The organism is Phycicoccus sp. Soil803 (assembly GCF_001429685.1).
Lineage (GTDB): Bacteria > Actinomycetota > Actinomycetes > Actinomycetales > Dermatophilaceae > Pedococcus.
In genome coordinates, this window is the sequence record NZ_LMST01000001.1 from 1,385,031 (window position 1) to 1,408,224 (window position 23,194).

A 23,194-nucleotide genomic window follows, 5' to 3' on the forward strand; every position below is an offset into this window, starting at 1 on the left:
CGGGTCGGCGGTGGCGGACTTCGTCCTCGTCTCGGCGCTGGTGTCGGTCCTGTTCGTCGCGGTCCTCCAGGTGGGGCTCACCCTCCACGTGCGGAACACGTTGATCTCCTGCGCCTCGGAGGGTGCGCGCCTCGGGGCGCGTGACGGGTCCAGCCCGGAGGAGGGGGCTGCCCGGACCCGGGCGCTCATCTCGACGTCGCTGTCGGCACGGTTCGCGAGGGACGTGTCCGCCGACCTGACCGTCGATGGTGGCGTGCAGGTGGTGGCGATCCGGGTCCGGGCGCCGCTGCCGGTCCTCGGACCCCTCGGTCTCGACGACGGCTTCGACCTCGTCGGTCGTGCCTTCCTGGAGGCGCAGTGAGCACAGCGATGCGTCGCAGGCTGGCCGCGCGCTGCCCGCTCGAGAGCGGCAGTGCCGTGGTGGAGTTCGTGTTCCTCACCGTGCTGTTGATGGTGCCGTTGTTCTACCTCGTGATGACGGTCTCGCGAGTCCAAGCCGGGTCGTATGCCGCGTCAACCGCAGCCCGCGAGGCCGGGCGCGCGTACGTCACGGCTCGCGACCAGGACTCGGCAGAGGACCGAGCCCACGCTGCAGCCCGGGTGGCGTTCGAGGACCAGGGCTTCGGCCCCGCTGACGCGCAGCTGGCGATGGTCTGCGACGGGGACCCCTGCCTGCGACCGGAAGGACGGGTGGAGGTGACCACGACGGTCGTGGTCCCCCTGCCGCTGGTGCCGTCGTTCGCGCGACGAGTGGTGCCGCTCGACGTGCCGATCACGGCCAGCCACGTGGCCGTGGTCGACCGCTTCCGGGGCGAGCGGTGAGGCCGGGCGGCGCCGATCGGCCGTGGTGGCCCCGGTCGGTCCGCCGGGGCCGTCCTGGGCGATCCGAGTCTGGCCAGGTGACGCTGCTGGTCCTGGGCTTCAGCGTCGTCGCGATCCTGCTCATCGTGGGGACGGTGGCGGTGACCTCCGTCCAGCTGTCGCGGATGCGCCTGCTCGACGTCGCCGACGGGGCGGCCCTCGATGCCGCCGACTCGCTCGACGTCGGCGCCTACCACCAGGGCCTCGGGGGTGCTGTCACCCTCAGCGACAGGACTGTCCGCCGCACCGCGGTCGACTACCTCGCGCAGCGACCTCGGCCCGAGAGCCTGCTCGGCTGGGAGGTGGTTGGCGGCACGGGAAGCCCGGACGGGGAGACCGCCGTGGTGCGGATCTCGGGCGAGGCGAGGGTGCCGCTGGTCGGCGGGTTGCTGGAGTCGGTCGGCGGCTCGGTCACGATCACCGTGGAGTCACGGGCCCGAGCAGACCTCGGCTAGAGCTCGTCGTTCGCGAGGCCGTGTCGCCCGCGGGGCCTCAGCCGCTCAGCCGTGCGAGACGCCGCCGAGGACGCGCCAGGAGCCACCACGGAGCAGCTGGATCAGCTCCGCGCGCTCGACCTCTGAGAGGGTCCGGGCGTCGTCGTTCTGGTGGCTGGGGTTGCGCATGCGTGAAGGTTAGCCGCGCCAGTCGGTGCCACGCGTCACCCCGCTGTGGGACATCGAAAGTCCACCAAAAAGGGGAGAACCGCGAGACGAAAGGCCGACAGACGTTATCGGGACACAGCGTCACATGTCGGGCACCGGCCGCACAGACCGTTGCGCGGTGACGATTTTCGACACCCGTTGGCGACGTGGCGGCGGTGCCGTGAATGTCGAGGTTTGCGTCGCCCCGGATGGCGGTTCTGTGACAGCCCGTTGACCGTCGCGGGTGGCCACTGGTTACCTGCAGGGAGCACCACTGGCTTGCATTCGCTTGGAGTGGCTACGAGGGGACCCGCAGCCAGCTTCGCACCGGGCGGCACCCGTGTGCCGTCCTCCTGAGGTTCGCGCCGCCCCCGGGGAGGTGTGCTGTGACGCTGTGGGACGACGTTCCCTCGAGCGCGCGGAACTCCGGTGCCCTCGACCAGGTGCGACCCCTCCTGCAGGGCCTGACCGGCACCGACGACGGCCTGCAGACCGACGACGACGGCACCTGGCACGTCTACACGGCCACCGGCACCTGGCCGACCCCGATCACCCTCGACCCGGGCTCGGGTGGCTTCGGCAACGGCGGCACCACCTCGACCACCCCGATCGAGTTCCCCGACCCGAGCGTCAGCGTCGAGCTCGGCCTGCACCAGACCGGCGGGGTCGGTGACGGCGGCTGGCGGGTCACCCTGAGGGTGCCGATCGTGCTGGTGCGGCTGCCGTTCCTGCGCGGTGCCGAGCTCGACGGCCAGGGCCAGCTCCGGGCCAACGGCCTCCCCGTCACGTTCACGCTGCCGTCACTGCGGATCCGCGCCAAGCAGCTCGCCGGCCAGTCCGTCGGCGTCGAGCTGCTGTCGGCCGAGACCGGTGGCACCCCGGTCGACCACATCTACGAGTTCATCTCGATGAACCCGCCCTACGCGCTCGTCGGCCCCTCCGACGTCGTCGGCTTCGCCTTCCGCACCGCCGTCCTCGACCTGTCCGGCACGGCCGGCCCCAACGTCCCTGCCGTCCCGGCCGAGGCCCGCTCGATGCCCGCCGACTGGCAGGGCTTCTACCTCCCCGAGGCGCGGCTCTTCGTCGCCCCGACCGGGCTGACCGGCCTCGCCGTCAGCGCCGGCGTGCGCAGCCTCTGGATCGGCCTCGGCGTGCACGCGGGCGTCACCGGCATCTTCGAGGCCGAGGTGGTCAACCGCGGCGCGGCGCCGGTCATCACGGTCAGCTTCCGGACGGCCTCGGGGGAGTGGATCGGCGACCCGGGCACCGGCGCCGCCGAGCTGCCGGAGCACGCGACCCTCTTCGTCGACACCGCCGGCGGGCTGGCGCCGATCACCATCAGCATCAGCGTCGACGGCGTCGTCACCGCCGACGACCGGGTCGAGCTCACCGTCCCCTCCAGCGGCAACCTCAGCATCACGGTCACGGCTACCCCCGGCACGGGCTCGCCGACCACCCGCACCTTCACCGTGGTCCGCCGCAGCGCGCCCACAGGCGCCGGCTCGGGCTCGTCGACGGTCACGGTCACGCCGACGAACAGCCGGCCGCACGGCATACGCAGGGTGTCGGAGACCGCCACCCACGTGAAGCTGACGACCGACCCACCGGTGGCCGCCAACTGGTCCTGGGCCGGTGGAGGGGCCGGCCCATCGGTGCAGGCCGACGTGCCGGTGGCTGCCGGCGCGCGGGTCGACGTCACGGCCACCCTGCCGCCCACCCAGCCGCAGGCGGTCGACGCGTTCTTCCGGTTCGCGAAGCCGGATCCCTTCAACACCAGCACCGGCGCCCCCAACAACTGCGCCGTCTGTGGGCGCCCCGCCACCCCGGTGCACCTCTTCGCCACCAACTCCGACAACGTCGGCACCGCCCGCGCACCGGCCCAGGGCGCCGCGCCCACCGGAGGTGCCCTGCTCGACGCGATCACCGCGCAGGTCGTCACCGAGATCGGTGCGGCCACCGCGTTGACCGTCAAGGGGTACGCCTCGTGGGAGGGGCCGCAGCACGACTCCGCGAGCGACGCGACCTACAACCGGCTGCTCAGCGAGCGACGCCGTGACGTGCTCGTCGAGCTGTTGCTGCACAAGGGGTTCACCAACGTCACGGCCGGTGCAGCGGATGGCTTCACCCAGGCCAAGGCCCAGACGACTTCGGCGGAGGGAACCACCCCGCCACCAGCCGCCGGCAGCGGCGCCTGGTGGCGGGCTCGCGCCACCACGGCCGGCAACGGCCAGGAGACCATCACCGCCCGGGTGGAGCGAGTCGTGCGGCCACCGGCCCGCGAGGTGGACCGTACGCCGCCGACCGGGGGTCGCCCTGACTGCTTCCGCAAGCTCGGGGTCCGGGTCGAGCTGCTCCGCAGCACCTTCATCCGGGCTGAGGTCTACGGCGAGTTCGACATCGAGACGGCCGCCGAGACCGCCCTGCGCCAGCACTCCCAACCCGCGCTGCGCAACGGCCCCCGCAACCCGTCCGACGGGATCTGCAACTTCCTCGTCCGGTTGCGGATCGCCGAGGACCGCGAGTCGTGGCTGGTCAGTGCCGAGTTCCGCGCGGCCGAGGCCGACCTCGACGGACTCGCCCAGATGGACCTGGCGCACTCCAACCCCAACGCCCTCAACGTGCTCGGCGCGCTCAGCGTCCTCGCGCCGCTCAGCTCCGCCGCCGCCGAGCTGTCACCCGCCGCCGGGGCGCTCGTCTCGATCGGCAGCATCGCCCTGGGCGCGAGCAGCCTGATCAACACCCAGAAGCTGATCCTGCGCGGCGGCGAGCTCGTCGTCAGCCAGGGCATCATCGCCTCCGACGGCTCGGCCACCGTCGACCCGCGCGGCACCACGGTCAGTGTGCTGCTCGACATCGAGGTCACGTTCACCTTCGACCTCGGCATCGTCAAGGTGAACCCGGCGCACCCGGTCACCACGCGCTACAAGGCGATCGGCGTGCGGTCGTCGTGGAACACCGCCCCCGACCCAGCCCACCCCGGCCACATCGACTACCTGCCGATCCCGGTCTTCGACCCCAGCAAGGGCTACACCCTCGACATCCCGGCCGGTGCCCTCAGCGCCAGCCCGCCGCTCGACGAGCTGCTGCGGGTGCTGGGCTTCCGGGTCAGCCGCGACAACCCCACCTACATGGAGGTCGAGGTCGGCCTCGGGCTCGACCTCGGCATCGTCACCGTCGACACGGTCCGCGTCAGGGCCCGGCTCGACGGGCCGTTCGAGATCACCCTGACCAAGCTGGCCGCCTCGCTCGAGGTGCCGGGGGTGCTGCACGGCAAGGGGTCGCTGGAGTTCACGCCGTTCGGTTTCAAGGGCTACTTCGACCTCACCGTCACGCCGATCAACCTGCGTGCCAGTGCGGTCCTCGCGGTCGAGACCAAGAACGGTGTCACCGGCGTGCTCATCGGCGCCGAGGTCGAGCTGCCCGTGCCGCTGCTGCTGGGCAACTCGGGGCTGGGCATCTACGGCTTCCTCGGCGGCGTCGGCATCAACTACGCGCGCGACGAGTCGCCCTACGCGACCAGGCCGGTCCCCTCGCTCGACTGGCTCCAGGCGCAGCTCCAGCGCGGCCACGTCATGCACCCCGACGGGTGGACCCACACGGCCGGCTCCTACGCATTCGCGGCGGGCATGCTTCTCGGTACCGTCGACGGCGGCTTCGTGGTGCACCTCAAGGGCATCATCCTCATCGAGGTGCCAGGGCCACGGCTGCTGCTGGTGATGAAGGCCGACGTCCTCAAGCTGCCGCCGGTGCTCAAGGACGCCAGCCAGAGCGCGACCTTCCTCGCCGTCCTCGACATCGACTTCGGCCGGGGCACGATCACGCTCGGCATCGTCGCGGCATACGAGATCCAGAAGCTGCTGAAGATCCGGGTGCCGGTCACGGCGTTCTTCGACACCCGCAACCCCCAGAACTGGCTCGTCGACCTCGGCTCCTACGACGACCGGGTGACCATCGAGGTGCTCGACGTCATCAAGGGCAGCGGCTACCTCATGGTGCACGGCAACGGCATCACCATCCCGGTGCTCCCGCCGGTCACGGGCGGCATGGCCATCGCCACCGGCTTCCACATCAGCTGCGTGCTCATGGGCAGCAAGAGCATCGGGCTCTACCTCGAGGTCGCCGGTGGCTTCGACGCGATCCTCGGCTTCGACCCGTTCTTCCTGGCCGGCAAGATCTACGTGCGCGGCGAGCTGCGGCTGTTCATCATCAGCATCGGGGCCAGCGCCGAGCTCGACGTCCTCGTCGGTCGCACCACCCCGAGCAGCCCCGACGTCACCTACGTCCACGGCGAGGTCTGTGGCGAGGTCGACTTCTTCTTCTTCTCCGTCAAGGGCTGTGTCTCGCTCACGATCGGCACCCAGCCCTCGGAGACCCTCACCCCACCGCCCCTCGTCGCCGGCGTCAGCCTGGTCTCGCGCTCGCCCGCCCTCGTCGAGGGCACCGGGGCCGAGCGCGCCATCGACGGCAAGCTCGCCGACGCCCTGCGGACCGGCGCCAGCGGCACACCCCCCTCGGTGCCGCTGGACGCCATCCCCGTCGTGCTGTTCAACACCGCCCCCAACGTCGGCGGCCAGGTCATGGGCGGCACCCCGCTCGGCAACAGCGGCGCCCGGCCGTGGGTGCGGCTCGGCGACCGCTGGTGGACCTACGAGATCACCTCGGTCACGCTGACCGGCGACCTCCAGCCGGCGCCCCCGGCCGGCAAGACCCCGAGCTCGTGGTGGAAGCAGACCTCACCCGCCGACCCGTCGTCCGGCCCCGCGATCGCCCTCCTAAACTGGCTGCCCACGCCGTTCAGCCGCGCGCTGCCCTACGGCGAGGCCCTCACCACCAGCGTCACCGACCGGTGGGGGACGGTCTGCAACCCGGCCGCCCCACCGGCGCCGGTGCTCTGGACGTTCGACGGCAAGCCGCCGGGTCCGAGCAGCGTCGGCTGGGACCTCGACGGCATCCCGTGGCCCGACCCGCCCGACACCCTGCGCACCCGGCCGGTCCACGGCGAGTGCGACGTCACCGAGGCGTGGCGCTCCGGCGACCCGGCCATCGACATCCTCCAGGGCACCACGCCCGCCGTGGTCGTCGGCGACTCGGTGCGCTGCTGCACGCCCCGCCGTGGACGCGACGTGCCCAACCCCCTCAAGGCGTGGGTCGCGACCGCGGGCTCGGACTGGTCGACCCGGGCGTCGGGCAACGACGACAGCGCGCTGGGCGAGGTCGCACAGGCGCTCGCCGCCGGTGCCAGCCTCGGCGACGTGCAGGCCGTGCGGCTAGCGCAGGGCTGGGACCCGCAGCTCAACCGGGCGGCGACCGCGGCCAGCGCGACCCTCGCCGTGACCCCCGCGGCGGCGACGACCGGGCTCGGCTGCGAGGGTCGCATCCTCCGCTCGCCGGTGCGCGACTCCGACCAGCCCGCACCGATGGGCACCGAGGAGGACATGGGCCGCGTCAAGCGCGCCTGGGACCGCCTCAAGTTCACCCCCAGCGACCTGCGCGACACCCTGCGCGTGCGCCCGGACGGCGGTGCGGGCGACCTCACCATGCTGCTGCTCGTGCCCGAGGAAGTCTTCATGCAACGCCTCGTCGTGCGCTGGCTCGACGAGAAGGGCACCGTCCTCGACCAGCGTGCGCTCGACAGCGACGACCGCCTCGACAGTGACAACCCTCTGCCGGCCGCTTGGGTCGACGGCGACGGCCCGTGGTTCGACCCGGTATGCCGCGCCGGGCAGGTCGCGGCGCGCGTCGCCTCCCGGGCCACCTGGCCGCACACCCTGCTGCTCGTGCACTCGCGCGACGTCCAGGGTGTGGCGACGGTCGAGATCGGCTGGGACGCAACGCGTTTCCCGAAGGACCAGCAGCCACCGGCGTTCTACCTCGTCGCCATGACGGGCGTCCTCACCAGCGAGGCCACCCGCTGGTCGTGGGACACCTCGGTCGTCACCAGCGAGCAGGAGGCCATCTCCACCGCCCTCACCCAGGACCCCGACGACCACGCGCTGCTCGTCCCGGGTCGGGCCTACACGGTGGCCGTCAACTGGCGGGCCGCCTCGGTCAAGCAGGACACCCAGCCGACCTCCGCGCCGTCGTGGGACGGCGGGCACACCGACAGCTACCGGTTCACCGCCGACGGGGCCGACGAGTCGCCGAAGGACCTCTCGCCGTGGCTGCTCGCGTCCGCGCCCGGCATGGACGACGTCGGCGTCCTGTGTGCCGAGCCGATCCGGATCGCCCTCGCCACGCAGAACGTCGCGGCCCTCTTCGACGCCTACGACAAGGAGCTGCGGGTCATCGTCCTGTCGGCCTCCGGCAAGCACCCCGCGCCTCCCGGTGGCGGGGCCCCCGGCACGGGCTTCACGATCCCGCTGGAGGTCGACGGCATCCACCTCAAGAAGCTCAAGGGCCTGGCCGTCTCGACGCCCTGGGAGGAGGCCGTGCTGGAGGTCCTCGGCGAGGGCCAGCGCTGCATCGACATCAGCGGCGAGCGGGTGCGGCACGACGTGCTCGAGCTGCCCTACGACCTCGAGCCGCTGACCGACTACCTCATCGACGTCCACGCCGTGCCGAAGGGATCAGCCGCCAGCGCTCGCGGCCTGGTCCACCGGATCGGCTTCACCACCAGCGCTTTCGGCACCGTCGCTCAGCTGGCGAGCTTGCTCCGGGAGGCGCGCTGGCGGCATACCGTGGTGCCGGCGATCGGACCACTCACGGCGCTGCCGGACGCACCCACCGGTGACCAGCTCGACGCGGCCTTCCAGGCCGCCGGGCTCACCACACCCCAGACGCCCGGTGCGCCGATGGTGCAGGTGCTCTGGTCGACCGACGCCACGCCCGCACCGCTCGCGCTGGTCGTCGAGTGCAGCGAGACGTTGTGGCGGTCGCGGCTGATGCCCACGCAGGTGCAGGGCCCGATCGACTCCGTCGACCCGACGCACCACTGGTGGGCCGCGCGGATGACCGACTGGCTGTCGCTCAAGCCCAGCACGGCACCCGCACCGGCCGGCTCGCTCCCTGCCGCCGGGATCACCCGCATCATCCGTGGGCCCGGCCTGGGGCGCGCCGTCGTCCTCCTCGCCCCCGGAGCCCGCGGCACCCGCGCCGCCCTCGACCTCGTCGTCGCCGCGGACGCCCTCGCGGGCAGCGCCGAGTCCCGGGCCGTGGCCGTGGACGTCCCGCTGCAGCGCGCACCCTGGGAGGAGGAGCTCTGATGGCACGCAGGTCAGACTCGTCGCGGTTCCGCGCCAAGGCCGTCCGGCTGCCCTGGGCCACCCTCGCCGCGCGCCAGCGGGAGCTGGCGCGACAGTTCGACCTCGACCTCGGCCTGGCCGACACGGACGCGTTCGGCACGCACGCCCTGACCCACGTCGCTCCGCGCGCTGCCCTCGCTCCCGAGTTCGACGACCGCCAGCTCAAGCTGCGCTCGCTCGACATCCACCTCAGCTGGGCGTGCGGACCGGCGCTCGGGGTGCCGCGTGGCCCCTTCACGGTCTGGACGCGCAGCCCGAAGGACGCACCCAAGCGCGCGCGGATCTCGGTCTCCGGCGACAGCATCCCGTTCGTCACGTGGGGTCCGGTCGAGGCGGGGTGCGTGCGGGTCACCTGTCGGCCGCTCGACCCCTCGGCGCCCGTGGCGGTCTACCTCTTCCGTACCGGTGAGGACGCCGACCACGCGGTGGCGGCGGGGTCGGTCCAGCCGGTCAACGCGGACCCGCTGAGCATCACCGTCCGCACCTCGGGCGCGACCTACGCCAAGGTCTGGAACGGCACCGACATCAGCGTGGCGATCCAGCCACTGGCCGACATCGTCAACGACCCGAGCTGGACGCCGCTCGAGGTCGTCGGCCTGCCCGTCGACCAGCCCGGGGCAGGGTTCGAGTACGACACCAGCGACCAGGGACCGGTCGCGACCCCGATGTCGCCGGTCGACGCCGCCGTGCACCGGCTCCTGCGTGGCGGGCCACCGATCGGCTGGGGGCCGGTCACCCAGGCCGGCCGGATCGCCCCGCCATGGGCCGCGCCCGACCCCAAGCTCCTCGTCGAGGAGGTCCGCCGCGACCTGTTCCCCGAGCTGCCGCCGATGTACGACCTGTCGGTGCGCGAGTACCAGCAGTTCGCCGTCACCAGCCCGCGCGCCGTCGACCCGCCGCAGCAGGACGGGAAGTACTCGTCGATGACGACCCAGGCCGACACCGGACCGTGGCCGATGCTGATGCTCCCCGCGCTGAGTGACCCGTTCCTCAACCTCGCCACGGGGTTCGGGGCGTCGTACACGATGGAGCGGCTCGACGACCTCCAGGTCTCGGTGGGCCACTGCGACTTCCTGGTCACCGGCAAGTACTCGCGGCTCGCCCCGCCGGACCGCGGAGGTGCCGAGTTCGCGGCCTACGCCCCGGCCCCGGACCCCCACCTCGTGGTGCCGACGCCGACCGCGCTGCTGTCCGAGCGGGCCGGTCTGGTCGGCCCGATCACCGCCGACGCGCCCTGGCGCGAGTCGATCCGGCTCACCTGGGACCGGGTGCCCAAGAACGCCGCCGCGTCGCCGGTCACCGAGTCGGCGCTCGCGCGCTACGAGCTGGGGAGTGCCGGCCCGGCCCAGTCGCTGCTGCCCAAGCGCGACGCCGGGGGAGACCGACCCCTGCTCATCAGCCCGGACGGCTCCGAGGGCAACACCGGCTTCAACCGGGTGGCGCTCGTGGACGGTGGCCAGGAGATCGTGATCGGCAGCGGCGGGCGGCACGTCGGCTACGCGGTGGCAGTGAGCGATGTGCACGGCATCTGGTCGCCGTGGCAGGACGTGCCGTGGAACGGCACCGAACCGGCGCCGCAGCCGACCCGCCTCATCTCGGTCGCCCTCGACACCCACTATGCCGGGAGCCCCAGCTGCCCGGGCACCCTCAAGGCCGAGGTGGCCGTCGAGTGGCTCGAGCGCACGCCCACCCAGGTCGAGATCGTCGCGATGTACTTCCCCATGGCTGCGGCGACCGACGTGCCGCCGTTCGGGATGTCGCCGGCCGCTCCGATCCCGGTCGGCTGCTTCCGTCGCGACCTCGGCTTCACCTTCGCCGGGGACACGCCAGTGCCGAGTGGGTGCACGGTGCAACCCCTCAGCGCCGACGGCACCGAGGCGGTCACCCCCGGACCGGGCCAAGGCGACGGCGGACGCCGGTATGCCGTGGTGGCAGCCGTCCCGTCCCTCGACTTCGGGAGCACCTCCCGGTGGGGCGTGCAGGTGTGGGCGCGGCGGCACTTGCTGGTCGGGTCGAGCCCCACCCCGTGGTCGCCGGTGGACCCGAACCCCGCGCGCACCAGCGCTGCCAGCCCCGTGCCCGTCCTCCCGCTGCCGCCGCCACCGCTGCCCGGTGTGCCGCTCGGGAGCACCGTCGACGCGCAAGGATGCAGCCACGTGCGCGTTGCGTGGTCCCTGCCCGGCGGTGCGGACGTGCGCACCTGCATCATCTGGGAGGTCAACGAGACGTCGCTGCGCCAGCGGGCCGGGCTGCCCGCGCGCCCATCCGACTCGACCCTGCCGGGCCAGCGGCTCGTCGACCTGCGGACCGCGTACGACGCGATGACCCCCACGCAACGCCGCGCGTCGTTCCGTCGGCTGGTCGAGGTCGACGGGGCGGTGCGCTCGCACGACGTCACGCTGCCGAAGGGGTCCAACGACATCCACCTCTTCATCGTCACCACGATGACGAAGACCGGCATCGAGAGCCCGTGGCCGTCGAGTGGCACGCCGCACGATCACTTCCAAGCCGTCATGGCACCGCGGCTGCGCCGCCCCGCGCCCCCGGTGACGCGACCGTCCATCGCCGTCGACGGCACCGTCACCATCGCCCTGTATGCCGCGAGCTCCATTGCAGTGCAACGCTTCCGGATCTACCGCACCACCTCCGAGGAGGCGGCCAGGGAGGTCTCGACGATGGGACCGGCTTTCGCCGACGCGGTCGTGACCACGGCCCCGCTGCCGACCGAGGTCGACCCGGTGCTGGGCCAGCCGATCTACTCCGCGACCTGGACCGGCACCCTGCCCGGCCGGTGGGACCAGTGGCTGCTGCGCGCCGTCGCAGTGCCCGTCGACGTCGTCCCGCAGAAGGGCGAGCGCGGGCTGCCCTCTGCGGCCTCCGACGTGGTCGGGCTGCTCGTGCCACCCGGACCTCCCGAGCTGGAACCGCTCGCCGCCGACGTCTGGGGCGGCGACCACCGCGGCGTGGTGGTGCGGACCGCCACGACGGCGCCACCCCGCGTGCTGCCGGCCGGCGTCCACCGGATCGACGGTGACGCGGGCGCCCAGCCGATCGCGTCGGTCGAGCTGCAGGCGGTGCCGGTGACCCCGCTCACGAGCGCCCCCGCGGCCGCTGCGACCACCCCGGTGCTCGAGCAGGGGACCAGGGTGACCGGCCGCTCACCGTTGGCGCTGTGGTTCACCCGACCGGTCGCCGCCGACCCGGTGGACGTCCGCGTGCGGCTGGTGGACCCCTTCGGCCGAGAGGTGGTCCGCGAGCTGACCGTGCCCGGCTGGGTGCCCCCACCCCCGGACGTGACGGTCTCGATCGTCGACGTGTTCGCGATCGCCGGGCGGGGCGTCCACGTGGGCATCATCACCGACGCGAGCTATCGCCGCCGGCCGCCCTACGTGATGGAGATCGTCGCCCAGCAGCGGCTGCTGGGCCCGCTCCCGATGCCGATCGGTCGCGAACCTCTCAACCCGGTGCCTGGACGAGTCCCGGGCGAAGGGGTCCGGCCCGGTGGTCCGTTCCTGCCTCGCGAACCCTTCCGGCCGCCGATCGGTCCAGCTCTGCGGCCGCGGACCCTCAGTGGGTCGTTCCCCCTCGACGAGATCCCGCTGGCAGGCGATGGCTTCCCCCGCACCACCGAGATCGTCGTCGTGCGCAACCGGCTGCGCCGCGGACTCAACCCGCCGCCCCCCTACGAGGCGTTCATCCCGCTGGCCGGACCACTTCGGATCACCGTCTCGATCATCACGCCGGAGGGCCAGCGGGTCACCGACGTCTACACCGACTGACGTCGGACGGTGGACGGACTGACACCGGGCGCCGACCGCATGACGTCAGGCGGCGAGGGCCAGCTGGCGTTCGAGGTGACGTTCGAGGGCTGATGGCCAGCTCGCCGGATCACTCAGTGCCGACGGCGCAGGCGCACGGTCGGGGGTGGTGTCAGCCGTTTCGGCGTGGTCAGCGGCGACCAAGTCAGGGTCCGCGTGGTCGAGGCGAGCCCAGTCGGCCGGCGCCGAGGGCGTCGTCGGGCTCTCGGGCGGGTCGTCGGGGAGACAGCGCTCGGCGTTGAGGAGGTCGGCCGGCGTCATGCCCACGGGCAGCCCCGGCAACCAGCCCCGACGCAGGTCGTGCAGCCGCTCGGGGTCCAGCCGGTCAGTGAGGCGCAGGTCCTCGCGGAGGCCATGCGGCCGCGGTTCGGTGACCCAGCTGCGACCGTCGGGCGCGCGCCAGGTGGCCGTGCCGTCGCCGGCCAGGCCCAGGCTCCACCCACCGTGGTGCTTGAACCCGTGGTGGGTGCGGCACAGGCAGACCAGGTTGGCCGGGTCGGTGGGACCGTGGGGGAACGCGATGACGTGGTCGAGGTCGGTGTTGCGCGCGGGCGTGTGGCACCCGGGGAAGCGGCACCCACCATCCCTCGACCTGACCCGACGCCTGACCGAGGCGCTCGGTCGGTAGCTGGTCGGGTCTTGCACGATCGACCCATCAAGGTCGAGACGGGCGAGCCGCAGCGTGACGTCCGGGTCGCTCAGGAGCCGGGCGACGGCCTCGGGAGCGAGTGCGCCGTGCCGGGGGTCGTCGACGACTCCGGGGATGACCCAGCGGACGCCCTGTCCCTGCTCGGTGCCAGGAACCTCGTCCGCGGTTGCCGTGCCGGTCGCTGTTGCCGCCCCGGTCGAGGTTGGTGCCGCGTCCGACGTTGCTGCCTCGTCCGAGGATGCCGCCGTCGCCGACGTCACGCTTTCGAGCGAAGGTGTCGCCGGGTCGCCGGACTTCGCCGCGACCAGCACGGCCGTGGTCGGGAGGGCCGGGACCAGCAGCTCGACCACCGTCGACACCTCGGCGCTGGAGAGCACCAGGTCGGTCAGCGCATCCGCCCGCGCGGCGTCGATCGGGGTGCCGGGGTTGGCCCGCGCGTACTGCCCGGCCAGCGCGTCGACGGCCGCAGCCATCTGCTGGCTCGCCTCGGTGGGGAGCGTCACCACCCAGCGAGCCAGGCCCGGGTTGCCGCGGTCGGGCTGGATGACGACCCGGCGGGCATCCCGGGCCCTGGCGGCGGAGGTCTCCTCGCTGCTCGGGTCGAGCTCGCGGGCGATCTTGGTCGCCCGGCTCGTCAGCTCGGACCGCGACAGCTCGCGGACCCGGTCGGACATCACGACGTACTCGCCGGTGACCTCGTCGACCGAGGACTCCAGCACCAGGGCCTCGAAGGCGCCGCGCAGCTCCGCCGGCACTGACAGACCAGCCTCGACCACGACCTCGGTGCGGCGACGCTCGAGGTCGCCGTCCCAGGCGGCGTCGAACGTGGCGCCGAACTCGCAGGCCAGCCACCGGGCAGCGACCAGTCGCCGCTGCACCGTGCGGGTCGCGCAGTGCAGGGCGGGGGACAGGGTTGAGGCCACCAGCCCGTGGGTGTCGATCCCGGCGGCCCCCACCGGCAGGTCTGACTCCTCGAGTCTTCGGAAGTGGTCGTCCTCGACGCGGCTGGCCATGGTGTCCATGGCGAGCGACTGGCGCGCCTCGATGGCGGCCGTGACGCGCTCACAGGCGATGACGTAAGCCTCCGCCTCGACCCGGTCGAGGCCTGCGACGTCGGACTTCGAGAGCGAGCACACCGCTGGGGCCAGGGTGTCGGGGTCGACGTCGCGCACCAGCGCAGCGGTGACCAGCCCGGAACCGAAGGTGATCGCCGCCGGTGCTGCCGTCACCAGTCGCTCAGCCCTGACCACGCCTCCCACAGCCATCACCCCCCGGGTCTCTTCGCCATCCATTCGAACGTGTGTTCGAAGTCTAGGTGACGGAGGGCGGCTGGTCAACCCCTGTCGACCAACCAATTCGGCTGTCGCGCAACCGGATTCGCCACGCTGCGCAGGGCTCGGGTGCGCCGACGACAGCCTGGCCGCGGCCCGAGCCGGGGCCGCCCGCGTGACGGCCTGCAAGGCTCCATGGGCGCAGGCACGGTGGGCTGGGAGGCCACCACGCGGCATACCCGAGTGTGGTCAGCACCACCAGCCCGGGCGGACCCGGGCGCGGCCCGCCGCATTAGAGTGAACGGAGGTAATCCCCAATGGCGCTGGAGGCCTCCAACCATGTCTGACCGTCCCGTTTCCGTCATCGTCGCGGGTGCCCGCACGCCCATGGGCCGCCTGCTCGGCTCGCTCAAGGACTTCTCGGGCGCAGACCTCGGCGGCTTCGCCATCAAGGGCGCCCTCGAGAAGGCCGGGGTCAGCCCCGACCAGGTCGACTACGTGATCATGGGCCAGGTGCTGCAGGCCGGCGCGGGTCAGATCCCCGCGCGCCAGGCCGCCGCCAAGGCCGGCATCCCGATGACCGTCCCCGCGCTGACCATCAACAAGGTCTGCCTCTCGGGCATCAACGCCATCGCGATGGCCGACCAGCTGATCCGCGCCGGTGAGTTCGACGTCGTGGTCGCCGGTGGCCAGGAGTCGATGACCAACGCGCCCCACCTGCTCGAGAAGTCCCGCGAGGGCTTCAAGTACGGCGACGTCACGATGCGCGACCACATGGCCTTCGACGGCCTCTGGGACGCGTTCACCGACCAGGCCATGGGGCTGCTCACCGAGCAGGCCAACACCGGCGACCAGGCGTTCACCCGCGAGCAGCAGGACGAGTTCAGCGCCCGCAGCCACCAGCTCGCCGCGCGCGCCTGGAAGGACGGCCTCTTCGACGACGAGGTCGTCGCGGTCTCCATCCCGCAGCGCAAGGGTGACCCGCTCGAGTTCAAGACCGACGAGGGCATCCGCGCCGACACGACCACTGAGACGCTCGGCAAGCTGCGTCCGGCCTTCTCCAAGGACGGCACCATCACGGCCGGCTCGGCCAGCCAGATCAGCGACGGCGCCGCAGCGGTCGTGGTCATGAGCAAGGCGAAGGCGGAGGAGCTCGGGCTCACCTGGATCGCCGAGATCGGCGCCCACGGCGTCGTCGCCGGACCGGACTCCACGCTCCAGCAGCAGCCCGCCCGCGCCATCGCCAGGGCCTGCGAGCGCGAGGGCATCACGCCCGCCGACCTCGACCTCGTCGAGATCAACGAGGCGTTCGCCGCCGTCGGACTGGCCTCCGCCAAGGAGCTCGGCATCGACGTCGACAAGGTCAACGTCAACGGCGGCGCGATCGCGCTCGGCCACCCGATCGGCATGTCCGGCGCCCGCATCGCCCTCCACCTCGCGCTCGAGCTGGGACGGCGTGGCGGCGGGATCGGCGCGGCTGCCCTCTGTGGTGGTGGCGGTCAGGGCGATGCGCTGATCGTGCGCGTCCCACGGACCTCCTCCGACAGCGCCTGACGCTTGGCTCCCCGCACCGTCGACGTCCCTGCCCTGGTCGAGTCGGCCAGGGCAGGGTCGCCTCGCGCCGTCGCGCGGTTGATCTCCCTCGTCGAGGACGGCCATCCCGCCCTCCGCGAGGTGATGGCAGCGCTCGCCCCCCACTCCGGGCAGGCGCACATCATCGGGATCACCGGCAGTCCCGGCGTCGGCAAGTCCACCTCGACGAATGCCCTCGTCGGCGCTCTTCGCAAGCAGGGCAAGCGAATCGGCATCCTCGCGGTCGACCCGTCGTCACCCTTCTCGGGCGGCGCGCTGCTCGGAGACCGCGTGCGGATGCAGGACCACGCGCTCGACCCCGATGTCTACATCCGCTCGATGGCGAGCCGCGGACACCTCGGCGGCCTGTCGTGGACGACGCCGCAGGCCCTGCGGGTGCTCGACGCAGCCGGGTGCGACGTGATCCTCGTCGAGACCGTGGGAGTCGGGCAGTCGGAGGTCGAGGTGGCCGGTCTGGCCGACACGACGATCGTCCTGCTGGCGCCGGGCATGGGTGACGGCATCCAGGCCGCCAAGGCGGGCATCCTCGAGATCGGCGACGTGTTCGTCGTCAACAAGGCCGACCGTGACGGCGCCGACGCCACGGTGCGCGACATCCGCCACATGATCTCGCTCGGCGACCGCACCGAACCCGGGCTCTGGCGCCCACCGGTCATCAAGACCGTCGCGCAGCAAGGGCAGGGCATCGACGAGGTCATCGAGGCGATCGAGAAGCACACGTCGTGGATGGAGGAGTCCGGCACCCTGCGCGAGCGCCGGATCCGCCGGGCCGGAGACGAGATCGAGTCGATCGCCCTCCAGGCGCTGCGCGCCAAGATGGGCGACCTGCGCCACGGCAACGGGGTCGAGGAGCTCGCCGCCGCGGTCGTGGACGGCACGACCGACCCGTATGCCGCCGCCGACCAGGTCGTCGACGCCCTCGCCTGACCTCCCCCCGCCGTTGTTCGGAGGATCCACCGGGTCCAGGCACGCCGGATCTTCCGAACAACGGGCGTGGGTGGGGTCATTGACGGCCGGAGGTGACCAACCCGTCCCAGTCCCAGCGCGGCATACCGAAGCCGTCGGGGACGGTGGCGCCCTCGTCGTGGAACTCGTTGACGTCGGCGACCGCCCACTCCATGTAGGCCCGCAGGGCCGCGCGGAACTCGGGGTCGGCGGGCAGGCCCACGTCGTCTGCGGCGGCCACGAAGCAGTCGACGAACCGTGGCCCGAGCTCCAGCATGCCGGGGCCGTTGCCGGCGTGCAGCCGGAGCAGCGACGAGTGGTCGCTCAGCTGCTCGGAGAAGCGCGGCGGCCCACCCAGCACCTCGGCCCAGTAGGCGGCGAGACGCTCCACGTGGTGCGGGTTCAGGTCTTCCTTGCTGAACGGGTGGTTGAGGAGGGGGTCGGCGACGCACCGCTCGTGGTGCGCGCGGGCGAGGGCGAGGAACGCCTCGTCGCCCCCGGCGAACTCGTACAGGCTCGGCCGCATCTCCGGAGCGTGGCACGGGGGTCCCGCCGAGTGTCAAGGAACAGCCGCGGCGAATAGGGTGATCGTCGGACCCCATCGAAAGGACCCCAGTGCAGCCCCAGGTCATCGCCGGACGCTACGAGGTGGTCCGTCCCATCGGCAGCGGCGGGATGGGCACGGTGTGGCTGTGCCTCGACACGGTGCTCGGTCGAGAGGTCGCGGTGAAGCAGATCGGTGCCCTGCCGGGCGAGCCGGCTGCAGCCGCGCGGGCCATGCGGGAAGCGCGGATCGCGGCGTCGCTCAACGACCCGCACGCCGTCGGGGTCTTCGACGTGGTCGACGAGAACGACTCGCACTGGCTGGTCATGGAGTACGTCGAAGGGCAGAGCCTCGCCGAGCGGATCCGCGACGTCGGCGCCCTGCCCCCGACCCGGGTCGCTGAGATCGGGTCGGCGGTGGCGAGTGCGCTCGCGACCGCCCACGAGCGGGGCATCGTGCACCGCGACATCAAGCCCGGCAACATCCTCATCGACCTGGCGGGCACGCCGAAGATCAGCGACTTCGGGATCGCCCGGGCCCACGCCGACGACCAGCTGACCCAGACCGGGTTCATGACCGGCACGCCCGGCTACCTCTCGCCCGAGCTGGCCCGCGGCGGCAATCCGACCCCGGCGTCGGACGTCTGGGCCCTGGGGGCGACGCTCTACTACGCGGTCGAGGGACAGCCTCCCTACGAGTCGCAGGCCAACCCGCTGGCCACCCTGCAGGCGATCGCGCGCGGCGACGCGCGGCCCGTGCAGAAGGCCGGCCCGATGGGTGGCGCGATCGCCGCGATGATGGACCAGGACCCCGAGCGCCGCTGGGACATGGCCACCGCCTCCGAGCGGCTCGACCGGATCGCCCACGGCGACGCCACGATGGCGCTGCCCGCCGGGACGGCGCTGGCTGGCGCTGGGGCCGCTGCCGCAGCCACCGAGGTCCTCGGCACACCCCTCGAGAGCACCCAGCGGCTCGAGACACCTCCGCTGCCCCCGCCGGCACCTCCGCGGGACCAGGCCTACGACGAACGCGGTGGTCGCTACGACGACCGTCGTGACGACGGGCGCTCGCGGTCCACCGCCTGGATCGTGGCACTCGTCGTGCTGGCGCTGCTCGCCCTCGGCATCGCCTACGCGCTGACCGACGGCTTCGGCACGAACAGGCCGACCCCCGGCCAGACCACCACGGTGACCTCCACCAAGACGCAGACCCAGACCCCCTCGAAGACGTCGTCGTCGAGCAGCTCGTCGAGCTCGTCGTCGTCCACCACGACGACCGCCACGACGGCCGACACGGCCCAGGACGACGCGAGGCTGACCCGGTTCGTCGAGTCCTACTACCGCGACGTCACGAAGGCGAACAAGCGCGACGACACCTTCGCCCAGCTGACCCCGAAGATGCAGCAGGACTCCGACGGGCGCGAGGGGTACGAGACCTTCTGGGACAGCATCGAGTCGGTGGACGTCGGCAACGTCGAGGCTGACTCGGCCAACGACAAGGCAGTCGTCGAGCTGACCTTCAAGCCCAAGGACGGCGACAAGAGCGACGAGACCCACACGCTGACCTTCGTCCGGGACGGCGACTCGTGGCTCATCGACAGCGACAAGCAGTGACCCGAAGGCCATGACCACCCCGGCTCGCGTTCGTCCGGCGATCGTCCTCGTCGTCGCGGCCGAACACATCCCCGTGGTAGACAGCGAGTTCGGGCGCTACGCAAGGGATTACGACATCCTGTGCGCCGACGATGCGGCCGGTGGGCGCGAGCTGGTGCGCCAGGCGCTCGAGGACCAGCAGCCCGTGGCGTTGCTCGGGGTCGGGTGGACCCTGCCGGGTGTGGAGGTGGGGCTCGACCTGCTCGACGAGCTGCACACCCTGCTGCCGGCCGCCCGACGGATCTGCCTCACCACCCGGGGCGACTACAACCTCTCGCTGGCCAAGCTCCGGGAAGCGTTGGGGCGCGGGCGGATCGACACCTACCTGCTGATTCCGCAAGGACCCCGCGACGAGGAGTTCCACACCGCCGTCACCGAGTACCTCTCCGACTGGGGCTGGACCGCCTCGACCCCCGAGGTCGAGGGCGTGCAGATCATCGAGGGTGGGTCGCGGGCCGAGGTCGCCCGCATCCGGGACTTCCTCGACCGGATGGGCCTCCCGCACCGGGTCTACTCACCTGACAGCGAGGTCGGCCGACGGGTGCTGTCCGAGCTGCCGTCGGTGCAGAGCGGCGCCTCCCCGGCGTTCCCCGTCGTGGCGTCCGGGGTGATCAACCAGGTCATCGAAGGCGCGACCGCCCGCATGGTGGCGCGCGCTGTCTACGGCTCGCCCCAGACGATGGACGCCGACGACCTGATCGACCTCGTCGTCATCGGCTCCGGACCGGCCGGCCTCGCCGCCGCGGTCTACGGCGCGTCCGAGGGCCTCGACACCGTCGTCATCGAGTCCGACGCCGTGGGGGGACAGGCCGGGACCAGCTCGATGATCCGCAACTACCTCGGCTTCCCCCGCGGGATCTCCGGCATGCGGCTGGCCCAGCGGGCGCGCTTCCAGGCGACCCGGTTCGGAGCGCGGATCTACACCGGGGTCGCCGCCGAGGGCATCGTCCCCGGAGTAGGGCCGGGCGACCCCCACGTGGTGCGCACCGAGGGTGGTGAGCTGCAGGCGCGAGCCGTGCTGGTCGCCACCGGCGTGACCTACCGGCGCCTCGGCATCGACTCGCTCGAAGAGCTGGTCGGCCTCGGCGTCTACTACGGCGCCGCGACCAGTGCGGCCCGCGAGATGGAGGGGCGCGACGCTTTCGTCGTCGGCGGTGGCAACTCCGCGGGACAGGCGGCGGTCTACCTCGCCCGGTATGCCGCGAGCGTCACCCTCTGCGTGCGTCGCCCCGACCTCGCGGCGACCATGTCGGACTACCTGATCCGTGAGATCGCCTCGACGTCCCGAATCAGCGTCCGGACCTCCACGCAGGTCGTCGGCGGCGGAGGTGACTCGTCGCTCCAGTGGCTCCAGCTCAGGGGGCCGGACGGCTCGGAGCGCGTCGACGCGGGCGGGCTCTTCCTGCTGCTCGGGGCCGACCCCTGCGGCGACTGGCTGCCCACGGAGGTCGTCCGCGACGACCGTGGCTTCGTCTACACCGGACGGGAGGTGCCGATGGAGCACTGGTCCGACGGCCGCCCGCCCGCCGCCCTCGAGACCACGGTGCCCGGCATCTTCGCGGCCGGGGACCTGCGGGCCGGCTCGATGAAGCGGGTCGCCTCCGCCAGCGGTGAGGGCGCCGCGACGGTCGCCCTGGTCCACGCCTACCTCGCCCCCTGACCCGAAAGGTCCCCATGCACGCCTACGTGTCGCTCGAGCAGGACGAGGACGGCTACCCGCCGTTCGACAGCGAGGAGCTCGACGTCGAGCTGCGCCACGACGGTGCCTGCACGGTGGTCGGCGTGCCCGTCTTCACCAACGGCATCGCGGTGGACGACATCGTGTCGGTGGTCCAGACCGAGGACGACGACCGGTGGTGGGTCACCTCGGTGCTGCTGGCGTCCGGGCACGGGACGGTCAGGGTGGTGCCGTTCGCCGAGACGACCTTCGAGGAGGTCGTCGCCGAGCTGGAGGCCATCGGGTGCGCGGCCCAGGGCACCGAGCACGGGTTGGTCGCCGTCGACGTGCCCGCGGACGTGGACCCCGACGCGCTCGACCGGGTTCTCGAGGCCGGCCGGTCGGCGGGACGGTGGGACTACGACATCGGCGTTCCCGTGGGCGCCACGGAGTGAGCGAGAGGTCTTTCGAGGCCACGACCACGTTCGCCGAGAAGCCCACCCTCACCGGCGATCTCGTGGTGCTGCGCCAGCGCCGGGGCTGCGGACGTGCCGGACGAAACCACCGGCTTCGTGCGCGAAGGGGTCCGGCGCGACGCGCTGCGCCTCGACGGCGAGTGGGTCGACTCGATCGTGATGGCCGTGCTCGACCACGAGTGGGCCACCCACCACGGCCACCCCGTCGCCGCTGGCTAAAACCCGTTGTCGCGGGACCGGTCCAGGTCGGACACTCGGGGTATGGAGACGACGACGGACTCACCCGTGACCCTGCGCGACGACGTGGCGCACGGCGTCGTCGTCCGCCCGCTCGACATCCACGACGACGCGGAGGTCGCGGCGGCCCACGAGGCGAGCAACGCCTCCAAGAAGTACCAGCGCCCGTGGGGCAAGACGTGGTCCCTGCGCGAGATGACCGTCCAGCTCCGGTCGGAGAGCACGGTCGAGCGTCTCGAGCCGATCGTCGCGCTGGTGGACGGTCGCGTCGCGGGCCTCGCGCTGCTGTGGTTCCCGCTGCTCGACAACACCCAGTTCACCTGGGCCGAGCTCGACGTCGATCCCGAGCTGCGCCACCGGGGAGCCGGCAGTGCCCTGATCGAGCGGATGATCGAGCGGACCCGCGAAGAGGGACGCCGGACGGTCCTCGTCGAGACCAACGTGCCCGACGACGCCCGCGAGGGCCACCCCCATGCGCGGTTCGCCGAGCGACACGGCTTCACCTACGCCAACACCGAGATCCGCCGCATCCTCGACCTGCCGCTCGACCCGGGTCGGCTGACCGAGCTCGCCGCCGGGGCGGCAGCGCACCACGAGGGGTACCGCATCGAGTTCCACCGCGGCTCGCTCCCGGAGGAGCTGCAGGCGTCCTACTGCGAGTGCTGGAACCAGCTGGCTGTCGACGCCCCGACCGGCGAGGTCGACTTCGAGGAGGAGGCGCTCAGCCCGGAGACCTATCTCGAGGAGCTGGGTCGGCTGCAGGCCCAGGGCCGCACGATGCTGCACACCGTGGCGATCGCACCCTCGGGCGAGGTCGTGGCCTACAACGACCTGGTCGTGTCGGCCGACGACCCCGACGAGGTCATGCAGTGGGGCACCCTCGTCCGCAAGGACCACCGGGGCCACCGGCTCGGCATGGCGGTCAAGGCGCGCGGCCTGCAGGGCCTGGCCGAGGTGGCTCCCGAGGCGAAGCGGGTGCAGACCTGCAACGCCGAGCAGAACGCCCACATGGTCGGCGTCAACGTCGAGCTCGGCTTCCGTCGCGTCGAGGCCCTGCTGGCCTACCAGCGCCACCTCGACGGCTGAGCCGAGACCGGGGGCCGGGCCCCGTCGCACCGGGGGGTGCGACGGGGCTCAGGCACGCGGCATACGGTGGGCTCATGCTCGTCGCCTTCTCCGTCGCCCCGTCCATGCCCGCCGACTCCACCGGTTCGGTCAGTGAGGCGGTCGCCGCCGCCGTCACCGTCGTGCGCGAGTCGGGGCTGCCACACCGCACCTCGTCGATGTTCACCGAGGTCGAGGGGGAGTGGGACGAGGTGATGGCCGTCGTGAAGGGCGCCGTCGACGCCGTGGCCCGGTTCGGTCCGCGCGTCAGCCTGGTGCTCAAGGCCGACATCCGCGACGGGTATGCCGGTGAGCTCACCGCCAAGCTCGACCGCCTGGAGGCAGCCATCGACGCGCAGGAGTAGCCCGCCGCAACACCTGTGCCGTCGTAGGTCCGGGACCGTGAATCGTTGCCGGAATGTGGCCCGCTCCCGGACGAATCCGCCTTAGGGTCGAGCGGGTACGGGACGGCCCGTGGGGGTTTCTTCCGCCGGACACACGGAGG

General features: G+C 72.3%; 16 protein-coding genes. 13 read left to right on the plus strand and 3 right to left on the minus strand.

What is annotated here, in order from left to right; genetic code table 11:
- Positions 1-10: 10 nt before the first annotated feature.
- The 3 genes from ASG95_RS06425 to ASG95_RS06435 all read left to right on the plus strand — a co-directional run bounded on the left by ASG95_RS06425 (position 11) and on the right by ASG95_RS06435 (position 1,316).
- Positions 11-361, plus strand: a complete 351-nt coding sequence (locus tag ASG95_RS06425) for a TadE family protein (RefSeq protein ID WP_057378764.1) — start codon at positions 11-13, stop codon at positions 359-361.
- On the plus strand, positions 358-822 hold the full coding sequence (locus ASG95_RS06430) for a pilus assembly protein (protein WP_235543486.1): 465 nt from the start codon (positions 358-360) through the stop codon (positions 820-822). Before ASG95_RS06425 ends, ASG95_RS06430 begins: the two co-directional genes overlap by 4 nt.
- A gap of 77 nt (positions 823-899) precedes the next feature.
- On the plus strand, positions 900-1,316 hold the full coding sequence (locus ASG95_RS06435) for a pilus assembly protein TadG-related protein (protein ID WP_057376922.1): 417 nt from the start codon (positions 900-902) through the stop codon (positions 1,314-1,316).
- Between the two features lie 45 nt (positions 1,317-1,361).
- On the opposite strand, the gene ASG95_RS22195 is transcribed toward ASG95_RS06435, so the two are convergent.
- Positions 1,362-1,484, minus strand: a complete 123-nt coding sequence (locus ASG95_RS22195; RefSeq protein WP_255358316.1) for a hypothetical protein — start codon at positions 1,482-1,484, stop codon at positions 1,362-1,364.
- Positions 1,485-1,888: 404 nt separating this feature from the next.
- On the opposite strand from ASG95_RS22195, the gene ASG95_RS06440 reads away from it, so the two are divergent.
- Positions 1,889-8,704, plus strand: a complete 6,816-nt coding sequence (locus ASG95_RS06440; protein ID WP_057376923.1) for a hypothetical protein — start codon at positions 1,889-1,891, stop codon at positions 8,702-8,704.
- The gene (locus ASG95_RS06445) at positions 8,704-12,522 is read left to right on the plus strand and encodes a hypothetical protein (RefSeq protein WP_057376924.1); all 3,819 of its coding nucleotides are present in this window, start codon (positions 8,704-8,706) and stop codon (positions 12,520-12,522) included. The genes ASG95_RS06440 and ASG95_RS06445 overlap by 1 nt, the downstream gene beginning before the upstream one ends.
- Before the next feature lie 45 nt (positions 12,523-12,567).
- Here the strand turns inward: ASG95_RS06445 and ASG95_RS06450 are convergent, their stop codons facing one another.
- On the minus strand, positions 12,568-14,439 hold the full coding sequence (locus tag ASG95_RS06450; protein WP_157581771.1) for an HNH endonuclease signature motif containing protein: 1,872 nt from the start codon (positions 14,437-14,439) through the stop codon (positions 12,568-12,570).
- A gap of 381 nt (positions 14,440-14,820) precedes the next feature.
- Here ASG95_RS06450 and ASG95_RS06455 point away from each other — a divergent pair, with 381 nt between their 5' ends.
- Positions 14,821-16,035: an acetyl-CoA C-acetyltransferase gene (locus ASG95_RS06455; RefSeq protein WP_057376926.1), complete on the plus strand. Its 1,215-nt coding sequence runs from the start codon at positions 14,821-14,823 to the stop codon at positions 16,033-16,035.
- A gap of 3 nt (positions 16,036-16,038) precedes the next feature.
- Positions 16,039-17,001, plus strand: a complete 963-nt coding sequence (meaB, locus tag ASG95_RS06460) for a methylmalonyl Co-A mutase-associated GTPase MeaB (protein WP_056922778.1) — start codon at positions 16,039-16,041, stop codon at positions 16,999-17,001.
- 76 nt (positions 17,002-17,077) lie between these two features.
- On the opposite strand, the gene ASG95_RS06465 is transcribed toward meaB, so the two are convergent.
- Complete coding sequence (locus tag ASG95_RS06465) at positions 17,078-17,545, minus strand: group II truncated hemoglobin (RefSeq protein WP_057376927.1); 468 nt, start codon at positions 17,543-17,545, stop codon at positions 17,078-17,080.
- Between the two features lie 89 nt (positions 17,546-17,634).
- Between ASG95_RS06465 and ASG95_RS06470 the strand changes: the two genes are divergently transcribed.
- The 6 genes from ASG95_RS06470 (at position 17,635) to ASG95_RS06490 (ending at position 23,054) form a co-directional block, all read left to right on the plus strand.
- Complete coding sequence (locus ASG95_RS06470) at positions 17,635-19,176, plus strand: serine/threonine-protein kinase (RefSeq protein WP_057376928.1); 1,542 nt, start codon at positions 17,635-17,637, stop codon at positions 19,174-19,176.
- Between the two features lie 10 nt (positions 19,177-19,186).
- Entirely contained in the window at positions 19,187-20,875 is a 1,689-nt protein-coding gene (locus ASG95_RS06475) for an FAD-dependent oxidoreductase (protein ID WP_057376929.1), read from the plus strand.
- A gap of 14 nt (positions 20,876-20,889) precedes the next feature.
- Positions 20,890-21,327, plus strand: a complete 438-nt coding sequence (locus ASG95_RS06480; protein ID WP_057376930.1) for a DUF4265 domain-containing protein — start codon at positions 20,890-20,892, stop codon at positions 21,325-21,327.
- Between the two features lie 93 nt (positions 21,328-21,420).
- Positions 21,421-21,567, plus strand: a complete 147-nt coding sequence (locus ASG95_RS20750) for a hypothetical protein (RefSeq protein WP_200961880.1) — start codon at positions 21,421-21,423, stop codon at positions 21,565-21,567.
- Between the two features lie 42 nt (positions 21,568-21,609).
- Positions 21,610-22,671, plus strand: coding sequence for a GNAT family N-acetyltransferase (locus ASG95_RS06485; RefSeq protein WP_082592390.1), 1,062 nt, complete (start codon positions 21,610-21,612; stop codon positions 22,669-22,671).
- A gap of 74 nt (positions 22,672-22,745) precedes the next feature.
- Complete coding sequence (locus ASG95_RS06490; protein WP_057376931.1) at positions 22,746-23,054, plus strand: thiamine-binding protein; 309 nt, start codon at positions 22,746-22,748, stop codon at positions 23,052-23,054.
- The last annotated feature ends 140 nt before the right edge of the window (positions 23,055-23,194 follow it).

Bases quoted from the DNA above. Each gene is read 5' to 3' on its own strand.
- ASG95_RS22195 (WP_255358316.1), bottom strand. From the start codon at position 1,484: ATGCGCAACCCCAGCCACCAGAACGACGACGCCCGGACCCTCTCAGAG.
- ASG95_RS06445 (WP_057376924.1), top strand. From the start codon at position 8,704: ATGGCACGCAGGTCAGACTCGTCGCGGTTCCGCGCCAAGGCCGTCCGG.
- ASG95_RS06455 (WP_057376926.1), top strand. From the start codon at position 14,821: ATGTCTGACCGTCCCGTTTCCGTCATCGTCGCGGGTGCCCGCACGCCC.
- ASG95_RS06465 (WP_057376927.1), bottom strand. From the start codon at position 17,545: ATGCGGCCGAGCCTGTACGAGTTCGCCGGGGGCGACGAGGCGTTCCTC.
- ASG95_RS06475 (WP_057376929.1), top strand. From the start codon at position 19,187: ATGACCACCCCGGCTCGCGTTCGTCCGGCGATCGTCCTCGTCGTCGCG.
- ASG95_RS06480 (WP_057376930.1), top strand. From the start codon at position 20,890: ATGCACGCCTACGTGTCGCTCGAGCAGGACGAGGACGGCTACCCGCCG.
- ASG95_RS06485 (WP_082592390.1), top strand. From the start codon at position 21,610: ATGGAGACGACGACGGACTCACCCGTGACCCTGCGCGACGACGTGGCG.
- ASG95_RS06490 (WP_057376931.1), top strand. From the start codon at position 22,746: ATGCTCGTCGCCTTCTCCGTCGCCCCGTCCATGCCCGCCGACTCCACC.